Raw genomic sequence first — 8,865 nt, forward strand, 5'->3', positions numbered from 1 at the left:
CGCTACCGCTACGACGCGCTGGGCCGGCGCATCGCCAAGGCCGATGCCTTCGGCGAGACCACCTTCACGTGGGAAGGCCTGCGCCTGCTGCAGGAGCGCCGGGGCGGGCAATGCAGCAGCTACATCTACGAGCCGGGCAGCTACACGCCCCTGGCGCGCATCGACGGCCAGGGCGCGCTGGAGCCGGAACACCCCGCGTCCGCGCTGGCCCTGGGCGACGTGGACATTGCGCGGGGCAAGGAAAACTCCGTGCCGACCACCAATGGCGAGTGGGCGGATGCGCACCACGCGGTCGCCGGGCCGGTGGGCGGGTTGGCACGCAAGCTGGCAGCGCTGGACAAGGCCCAGGCCGCGCAACCGCAATCAGCGGTGATGGAGAACAGCCCGCCAACGCCATCGCTGGCAGGAGCAATGAACGTCAACGAGCGATCAGCGGCACCGGGCGCTCGGATTTATTACTTCCATACCCAGGGCAATGGCTTGCCGGAAGAGATGTCGGATCGAAACGGCAATCTGGTCTGGCGTGCGCAATACCGGGCCTGGGGCAGTGCGGTGGCGGAAGAGTGGCAGGCGTTTGATGCCGTGGGTCGCCCGGTCGGGGCGCCGGTTGCCGAAAGCTGGGCGCGGGCGAGTCAGCAAACGGCGGCCGCGCCGCAGAACTTGAGGATGCAGGGGCAGTACCTGGACCGGGAAACGGGGTTGCACTACAACACGTTCCGGTATTACGACCCAGACCTGGGGGCGTTCACGACGCCTGATCCGATTGGGCTGGCGGGGGGACTCAACCTGCATGGGTATGCGCCAAATCCGATTGCTTGGGTGGATCCTTGGGGTTGGTCTTGTGCTTCTACAAAACTCCCGCTTTTAAGAGGTAAAAGTGTTCCTCATATCGAGAGAATTCTTAGTAAAGCAGGGTTTACTAGAACAAACCCTGCAAACGCATCGAATAGGACATGGCGACATGCCGATGGCTCGGAAGTGAGAGTGCATCAGCATGGTAATAAAAACCCGAGTGGTTTTAAATCGGGTAATAACGCGCACGTTCACAAGCAAAGTTCTGCAGGAGATCAGTTGAATGATAGAGGTGCAGTTCGCCCCGTTGGAGATGAAACCCACATTGGAATAAAAAACCCCGCAGATTTGCCAACAGTTAGAGGTAGACCGCATGGAGATGGATCTTAATGAGCTATGAATACACTATAAAAATAGAATCGAATAAATATTTTCGATTGATTGAGAGTTTGGAAAAAATTTTGAAGCAAAGTGAGTTGAAATTCTTTTATCGTGCGGATGGACAATTTTTGATAAAGGATCCATCAATAGAAAGTTCGTGGAATTATGATATTTCTGTAAAAGCGGAAGGGGATGGGAATTTTTATGTCGCCCTTGTTGGATGGAGCCCTTGTTTATATGATGTTTTTAAAGATGCACTTATGGGGCAGGAGTATCATATATATGATGACGATACGGGCGATAACATTAATTTAGAGGGTTTGTTTAGGATCTAAATAGCGTGCGGGACTTATTGGTGCAGTAGAATTAGAGATAAATTTAACCTTAACGTATCCGTGGGCGGGCCCATGGGTGCCCGGGCGGCAGAAGGCTGGGCCTGGACTAACCTGCAAACGGCGGCGGCCCCACAGAATCTGAGGATGCAGGGCAGTACCTGGGCCGAGAAACGGATCTGCACTACAACACGTTCCGGTACTACGACCCGAATTTGGGGGCGTTTACGACGCCTGATCCGATTGGGTTGGCGGGTGGGATGAATCTGCACGGATATACATCTAATCCATTTACTTGGGTGGATCCTTGGGGTTGGGCTCCTTGTCCATCACATATTTCTCAACAGAAACAAGCTGGTCATGTGCTCGGCTCACCCCAGCAAATGAATCGTGCGAAGGTAAATAAACCAACATCGGTCTTTGTCGATTGGAGCGATGCAGTGAAATACACCGATGAGGCTTGGGCTAAAGGGACGCCAGTGCCTGGCCGTCCCGGCGTCAAGGATTACGATTTTCAGCATCCAGTTGGGTTTGGGCCTAACGGTGGAACTCAGTCAAAAGTTCGAGTTCATCAAGACTCGAACGGTAAGATCCACGGCCATCCTGCTGGCCCTGAAACACCCTAAGTTTTTTATGAATGTTGATAAAATAAAAAAGGATATTGCCTTTAGATATATTGATCCGGAATCTCCTGATTATAAATTTGTGAACGATGTTTTTGAATCAAATATATATAAGGATGTTTGGGTGGCTCTTCAAAATCTTGGGCAAATGTCAGATTTAACCGATGCTAACGATGACGTGGCCTTTTTTTGGTTGGTAAGGCCGGTTTGGTGCAAAGAAGGGTTTTCTGTTCAGCTTTCCACTGTCGGTAGATACGCTGTTGTTATTGATTTGGAGAAAACGGCGGAGAGCGTAATTTTAGGGCGGTCAATTTTGGGTATTTTGAAATCTTTTAATTTTTATGTTTTTACTCGCGACGAATTGTGTTTGCGTGTTTTTGAAAAATTTTCGCAGTCAACAATATACGAATGGCTTTTTTCTGATGTCAGTCATCCTCAGAGGAGGTTTTTTCCGAGAATGGGTGTGTTGGTGATTAATTTTTGATCGTAATGCTTTTATCCTTGCGTTAATTTGATATGGCATATTTTATTAAAAAGAATTGTCCGTATTGCGCTGAGGAAGGGAACCTCTTTGTATGGCGGTGTGGAGATGGCAAGACGCTGGCTTTTTCCTGCGATGAATGTAGTGCCTTGTGGGCTGAAATTGAAAATATAGAAATAGGAAGTGAGATAAGGGCGTCTAGTTTGGCTGATAACTCAATGCCTGTCACCAATGTTTCCATATATGGTTCTTCTGCCGGATGGGCCGTGATGAAAGATATGATTGAGCAGGGAATTTCTGATGAGGTGGCAGGAGAAGGTAATTGGGTAGAGGCTCGGAAATATTGAGGTCAATGATTTTTGGTTTCCCTTGAGAATTAATGGCCGAAAAATTCTATGATCGAAGATTTTCTTGATCGGCTGAAAAAGGCACCCTCTATCTTGAGTCTTTTGCAGATGAGGGAATTCATCTCGGAATTGAAGGGCTTTCCGTATGAGTTAATTTTGGTTGACGCTTCTCGGTTTTGCGAAATTTTAGAAATTCTTGCAGAATCCTATAATGCAGGAACCTACTTTGAGGTCACTGCTGAGGAAAAGCCTTTTTTTGTGGATTTTTCTAAATGGATCTGCAATTTTTCAAACGACATTAATTTTTCCGAGCATTGTAAAAATTCTGTCGAGTCAATTGCGGGTGCTTTTCTGATTTTCCCTGATGAGGTTTATGGTGGCTGAAATTTCAAAGAACGTGCGGATTGGTTCTGTGGAAATTCGCCCCCCATCCCTAGGACAACGGATGCAGGAGGAAGCCTGATGGGCTCAGTTCTCTGCTATCTCCAAGACGCCCTAAACTGGAGCATCTCGATGTCGGTCTCATCCAAGAGCTTCGGTGAGTAGTCCACCCGTGACGGCCACAGAACGGTCAACCAGAAGCGCTATTTTGATCGGGCCGGCATGAAAGAAAGCAGGCTTGCGCGGCCTCGATGCAGTGCGCAACGATGGGCTACTACCTAGGTGCTAATCGGGGCAACGGCCGGAATGCGCGACCACTCGCACACCACGCCAGAGATGGGCGCGAAACAGCCGGCAGAGGCCTTGGGCGGAAAGAATCAATGCCGTTAAATGATCGGGATGGGCGGCACCTTGTTAACGAAGAGCGCGAAACCATTCCTCGAGCGCTCCAAGCGCATTGAATCTCAACCCCCGCGCTTCACATCCAGATCCGCCAGCACCCGCAGCAATCCCCGATTCACCTCTTCCAGATCCATCTCGTGCGCCTCGCACAGCTGGCGGATCGCCGCGCCGTTGTCCGTCTCCAGCGCGCAGGCCATCTCCAGGCTGGCCGCGTATGGCCCGGTGTGCAGCACGGTGGCGTCGTAGATGCGTTCGGACAGGGGCAGTCGGCGCAGGATGGCGCCCAGGGGTTCGCCCAGCAGGTCGTCCATCTGCGAGAGCAGGCCGCACAGGTAGATTTCGCGCCGCAGGTCGTTTTCCACGCCGGCGTCCAGCAGGCGCTCGGTCAGGCGGGCGCGCAGCACCATGGATTCGCGGATGGGCTGCAGGTTGGGGGCGGTGCTGGCGTGCGGCAGCTGGTCCGACAGCCAGCGCTTGAGCGAGCCGTAGCCCATCATCACCAGGCCGCGCCGCAGCGAATCCACGCCGGTGCGCAGGCCGAGCGCTGCCGAGTTGGTGTAGACCATGAAGCGGTAGGCGAGCAGCGGGTCTTCGCCCAGGATCTGCTCGAAGGCCTCCAGCGACTGCTCGGCGTCGATGGCCTTCATCAGCTTGAGCACCGTGTCGTGCCCGGGCTGGGGCGGCTGGTGGCGCAGTTCGTACAGCACGTCTTCCGCGGGCCAGCCGGCCAGGGCCAGGGCCTTGTGCCGGTCCAGGCAGTGTTCCATGAGGGCGCGGCTGGCCACGTTCTCGTACATCTGTCCGGCCAGCACGGGGCTGGGCTGCTGCGGCTGCTGGCCTGCGGCGGCGTGGTGGGGGGGCGCCCGCTCCGGCGCGGGGCACGGCGGCGGTGGCCTTGAGCGCGGCCATGGCGTCGGCGGCGCTGAGGGTGAGCAGGCTGTTGTCGAAGCAGCCGGCCACGGCGGGTTCGGGCAGGTGGTGCAGCTCGCCGCGCCAGACGAGTTTCAGGCCGCGCTGGTGGGCGGCCTGCACCTGGGCGAGCAAGGCCGGATCGCCCAGCCATTCGTTGCGCACTTCGATCCAGGGGGCGCGCGCGGCGCCTGACTCAGCAGGTCGGTGAGCAGTTGCGGGGTTTGCGGGGACAGCAGCAGGGGGGGCGAGCTGGCGCTCCACAGTTCCTGCAAGGTGCGCAGCAGGTGGGGCGCGTCCACGAAGGCGGCACCGTCGCTTTGCACATAGAGCTGCACGGCTGCCAGGCGCCGCGCCTGGTTCCACAGTGGGCGGTAACCGAGGAGAAGGCTGCCAAGAACGGATTGGACCATGGGATGCGAAGGCGGCCGTTACCGCGCGGGCTCAGCCGATGTAGTTGAAGAGGGACAGCTTCTGCACCTGGGCATAGGACTTCAGGGCCGCTTCATACCCGACCTGGTTGTTCTGGAAGTCGGAAATGCCCTTGATCATATCGAGATCCTCCGCGCGCGAACGGTCGGCTTCGAGCTGCACGGCGCGCTTGTCCTGGTCGCCCGTGATGCGGTCGGCGCGGTTGAGCAACTCGCCCGCGTAGCCCCGCATGTTGTGCATGCGCTCCATGCCGATGTCGATGTTGTTCAGGGCCTGGCCCACGGCCTGCGAGGCCGCGCCGCTGGTGGTGGCACTGCCGATGTCGCGGATGGCGCTGTCCAGCGTGCTGAAGATGCTGGCGCTGGGCTGCAGCGAGATGCTGTCGCCATTGGCGGGCGAGAGGCTGTAGGTGCCATCAACTTTCTTGACGGGCGTGCCGGTGATGTTGAAGCTCATGCCGGGGATGCCGGTCACGCCGATGCTCACCGGCTTGTCGGACGGAAAGTCGGGCACCGTCACGGGCGCGGACGACACGCCGGTGGTGGTGTTGGTGATGGTGTACGTGGCCGTCGTGGTGCCTGCCGTGGCGCCCGGGCCCACGCCGCTGAAGACGATCTGGTAGTTGTTGCCCGTGATCAGGCTGGTGTCGGTGGGCTTGATGCCGTCGGTGGTCAGCAGGTGGTCGGTCGAGCTGGTGGTGACGGCGGCGTTGTAGGCGCCGTCGCGCTGCGGCACGAACATGAAGGCCGATTCGCCGTCCAGCGACAGGGGCAGCGAGCTGTCGGTGCCCGAGCCCTGGCCGGGCAGGCCGGAGAAGGTGTAGTCGGGGCTGCCGGACTGCGGCCCGAGAAAAGGCGTGAGCGCGCTGCCCAGGGCGCCCAGCAGCGGCATGCCGTTGCTGTCCTTGCGGTTGACCATGGAGGACAGCTGCTCGCGCAGGCCCTGCAGCTGGTTGGCGATGGTCTTGCGGTCGTTGGGCGTGAGCGATCCGTTGCCGGCGCTCACGATGAGCTGGCGGGCCTCCTGCACCAGGTCCACGGCCTCGCCCATGGTCGATTCGGCCTGGGCGATGGAGTTGCGCTGGTTCTCCAGCGCGCGCTGGTCGGTCTGCACGCGCGCCAGCCGGGTCATCGCGCGCTCGGCCTGCGCGGCGGCCACCGGGTCGTCGCTGGCTCGCACCACGCGCTTGCCGGAGGTGAGGTTTTCCTGCAGGTTGGACAACGCCGTCTGCCGCGTGCCCAGGTTGCGCAGGGCGTTGTCGTACATGTTGGCGGTGGAGGTGCGATAGAAGTTGGCCATGTCTTTCTCCGGCGCGGTTTATCGGCCCATCGTCTGGATCAGGCTGTCGAAAATGCTCTGGGCAATCTGCAGTACCTTCGCGGAGGCCTGGTAGGCCTGCTGGTATTGGATCAGCTTGGCGGCCTCTTCGTCCAGGTTCACGCCCGAGACGGCCGTGCGGTCCTTTTCGAGGTTGCCCGCGATGGTGGTGGACAGCTGGGCGGAGTTCAGCGCGCTCTGCGTGCGCGTGCCCACCTGCGCCATGAGGCCGGCGTAGCCGTCACTCATGGTGGATTCGTCGAACATCTTCACGTCGCGCAGCGCGTTCATCGCGGAGGCGTTGCCGGCGTTGCGGGTGTAGGTGTCGCCGTATTGCGGATCGAGCGCATTGCCCACCGTGACGGTGTCGCCGGTGTTGGGCGTGCCCTTGAGCGTCAGTTCCCAGCCGTCGATCTGGATGGGCTGGCCCGGCGTGTAGGCCAGGCCCGCGGTGCCCGAGGGCGGCGTGGTGGAGCCCGTCACCGTGTAGGTGGTGGGCGGGCCGGCGGCGAAGCTCAGGCTCACGCCCGCCGGAATGGGAGGGGCGGTGAAGCCCGTGGAGGTCGCCTGCACGCTGGTGAGCTGCATCGACCCGCCGTTGGTCTTGCCCATGGCGGCGTTGACGGGGCTGGCCACGGCCAGGTCGCGGGGCGACAGCACCTTGGCCTGGATGTTCGCGGCCGTGGTGCTGAAGGGCTTGAACAGCACGCGCTCGCCGGTGGCGCCTGCGGCCGTCATGTTGAAGTTCAGCCCGTCGATCTGCTTGCTGGCCAGGTCGGTCAGGTCGGTGAAGGCGGTGGCCTTGCCGTCGGACATGCGCACCACCTGGCCGGCCGGCGGCGTGGTGAAGCGCACTTCGTAGTCGGACGCGGCGAACTTCGTCGCGTCGCTGAACGACACCGTGCCCACGGCCGTGCCCTTGGTGTAGCCGGGCATGCTGGTGGGCACCGAGAACAGGTCCTTGCCGGCCTGCCCGTCGAGCGTGAGGCCCAGCTTGTGCTGGGCATTCATCGTCATGCCGATGGACTGCGCCATGCGGCCGAGCAGGTTCACGCCCTCGGCCAGATCGGTGTTGTTGAAGCGCAGCAGGCCTGAGACCTCGCCGCCGCCGAGCATGTTCTCGTCCAGCTCCACCGGTGCCACGCCGGGGCGGTTGAAGAACAGCTTGGTCTGCCCGCTGCCGGGAAAGGACGTGGCCTCGCCCACGGACAGCTGCGTGGCGGTGGAGCCCAGCACCAGGGGCTGGCTGCCCGCGACGAACAGGCCCACGGTGCCGTCATCGGCCTGCACCTGCGTGGTCTGCACGTACTGGTTGATCTCGCGGATGATCTGGTCGCGCTGGTCCAGCAGGTCGTTGGGCGACTGGCCGTTGCCGGTGGCGCGCGCGATCTGCTCGTTCACGCCGGCCATGCGGCTGGCCAGGCTGTTGATCGCGTTGACGTTGCTGTTGAGCTGTTCGGTGACGGTGTACTGGATCTCCGACAGGCGGTCGGCCGCGGAGCGCATGCGCCCGGCGGTCTCATCCATGCGCGTGAGCACCACCGTGCGCGCGGTGATGTCGGTCGGGGCCGCCACCACGTCGGACAGAGCGTTCAGCATGTCGGTGATCGAGGCGCCCAGGCCGCTCGTGCCGCCGCTGAACACGTCCTGCATCTGCGACAGGCGCTCGCCGCGCGTCTGGTCGGCCGCCTGGGTGGCGTTGGCGGCGGCGGCCTGCCGCGTGAGCAGCTCGTTGTGGTTGCGCAGGATGGTCTGCACGTCCACGCCCTGGCCGATGTAGCCGCCGCCGGTGAACTGGCCCTGCACGGTCTGCAGCGACAGCGTCTGGCGCGAGTAGCCGGCGGTGTTGACGTTGGCGATGTTGTGGCCCGCGGTCTGCAGGGCCACCTGGTTGGCGAGCAGGGCGCGGGCGCCGACGTTGAGCAGGCTCATGGAGCGCTTTCCGTCACGCCGCCGTGCGCGGCGAGACGCGCAAGGTGCTGTTGATGGCCCGGCTCAGCTTGCTGGCGTATTCGGGGTCGGTGGCGTAGCCCGCCTTCTGCAGCTCGGTGGCGTAGGCCACGGCGGAATGCGTCTTCTCGCGCGCCTTCTCGTAGCGCGGGTTGTCGTTGATGAGCTTGGCGTAGTCCTTGAAGGAGTCTTCGTAGGAGTCGTAGGCGCGGAACTTCGCCGTCACCTTGCGCGGCACGCCGCCGATGTACTCGGTGGTGGTGATCTCGGCGACCTTGCCCGTCCAGCCCTTGCCGGCCTTGATGCCGAACAGGTTGAAGGAGTTGTCGCCGTCCTTGCTGCGGATCTCGCTCTTGCCCCAGCCGGTCTCGTGGCCAGCCTGCCCCAGCATGAAGCTGGCGGGAATGCCGCTTTCCTTGGCCACGCGCTCGGCCGCATCGCGGTGGTGCTGCACGAAGCTCTCGCGGCCCTTGGGCGCGGGGGCGGACGGGTCGGCCGCCACGGCGGCGGCGCGCTGG

The 8,865-nt window shown here is 60.7% G+C and carries 9 protein-coding genes and 2 pseudogenes; 7 read left to right on the forward strand and 4 right to left on the reverse strand.

Annotated elements, in window-relative coordinates; all coding sequences use genetic code 11:
* The 7 genes and pseudogenes from AC27IO_RS17045 to AC27IO_RS17075 form a co-directional block, all read left to right on the forward strand.
* Positions 1-1,182, forward strand: a 1,182-nt coding sequence (locus AC27IO_RS17045) for an RHS repeat-associated core domain-containing protein (RefSeq protein WP_498739827.1), incomplete at its 5' end; no start/stop codon positions are given.
* Complete coding sequence (locus AC27IO_RS17050) at positions 1,182-1,508, forward strand: hypothetical protein (protein WP_498739829.1); 327 nt, start codon at positions 1,182-1,184, stop codon at positions 1,506-1,508. The genes AC27IO_RS17045 and AC27IO_RS17050, both read left to right, overlap by 1 nt.
* 176 nt (positions 1,509-1,684) lie before the next feature.
* Positions 1,685-1,759 (forward strand): annotated as a pseudogene (locus AC27IO_RS17055) (RHS repeat-associated core domain-containing protein); the annotation flags it as partial.
* Positions 1,760-1,765: 6 nt separating this feature from the next.
* Complete coding sequence (locus AC27IO_RS17060; protein WP_498739830.1) at positions 1,766-2,131, forward strand: hypothetical protein; 366 nt, start codon at positions 1,766-1,768, stop codon at positions 2,129-2,131.
* 7 nt (positions 2,132-2,138) lie between these two features.
* Positions 2,139-2,612, forward strand: coding sequence for a hypothetical protein (locus tag AC27IO_RS17065; RefSeq protein ID WP_498739832.1), 474 nt, complete (start codon positions 2,139-2,141; stop codon positions 2,610-2,612).
* Positions 2,613-2,644: 32 nt separating this feature from the next.
* Positions 2,645-2,956 carry a hypothetical protein gene (locus tag AC27IO_RS17070; RefSeq protein ID WP_498739833.1) on the forward strand — a complete coding sequence of 104 codons (312 nt, stop codon included), beginning with the start codon at positions 2,645-2,647 and terminating at the stop codon, positions 2,954-2,956.
* Positions 2,957-3,004: 48 nt separating this feature from the next.
* Positions 3,005-3,340: a hypothetical protein gene (locus AC27IO_RS17075; protein ID WP_498739835.1), complete on the forward strand. Its 336-nt coding sequence runs from the start codon at positions 3,005-3,007 to the stop codon at positions 3,338-3,340.
* Between the two features lie 461 nt (positions 3,341-3,801).
* Here the strand turns inward: AC27IO_RS17075 and AC27IO_RS17080 are convergent.
* The 4 genes and pseudogenes from AC27IO_RS17080 to flgJ form a co-directional block, all read right to left on the reverse strand.
* Positions 3,802-5,061 (reverse strand): annotated as a pseudogene (locus AC27IO_RS17080) (HDOD domain-containing protein).
* A 31-nt stretch (positions 5,062-5,092) separates the two neighbouring features.
* On the reverse strand, positions 5,093-6,379 hold the full coding sequence (gene flgL / locus AC27IO_RS17085) for a flagellar hook-associated protein FlgL (RefSeq protein ID WP_284407505.1): 1,287 nt from the start codon (positions 6,377-6,379) through the stop codon (positions 5,093-5,095).
* Positions 6,380-6,397: 18 nt separating this feature from the next.
* On the reverse strand, positions 6,398-8,329 hold the full coding sequence (flgK, locus tag AC27IO_RS17090; protein ID WP_284402618.1) for a flagellar hook-associated protein FlgK: 1,932 nt from the start codon (positions 8,327-8,329) through the stop codon (positions 6,398-6,400).
* 13 nt (positions 8,330-8,342) lie between these two features.
* Positions 8,343-8,865, reverse strand: a 523-nt coding sequence (flgJ, locus tag AC27IO_RS17095; RefSeq protein ID WP_498739837.1) for a flagellar assembly peptidoglycan hydrolase FlgJ, incomplete at its 5' end; no start/stop codon positions are given.

Source organism: Acidovorax sp. KNOB132 (assembly GCF_057541515.1).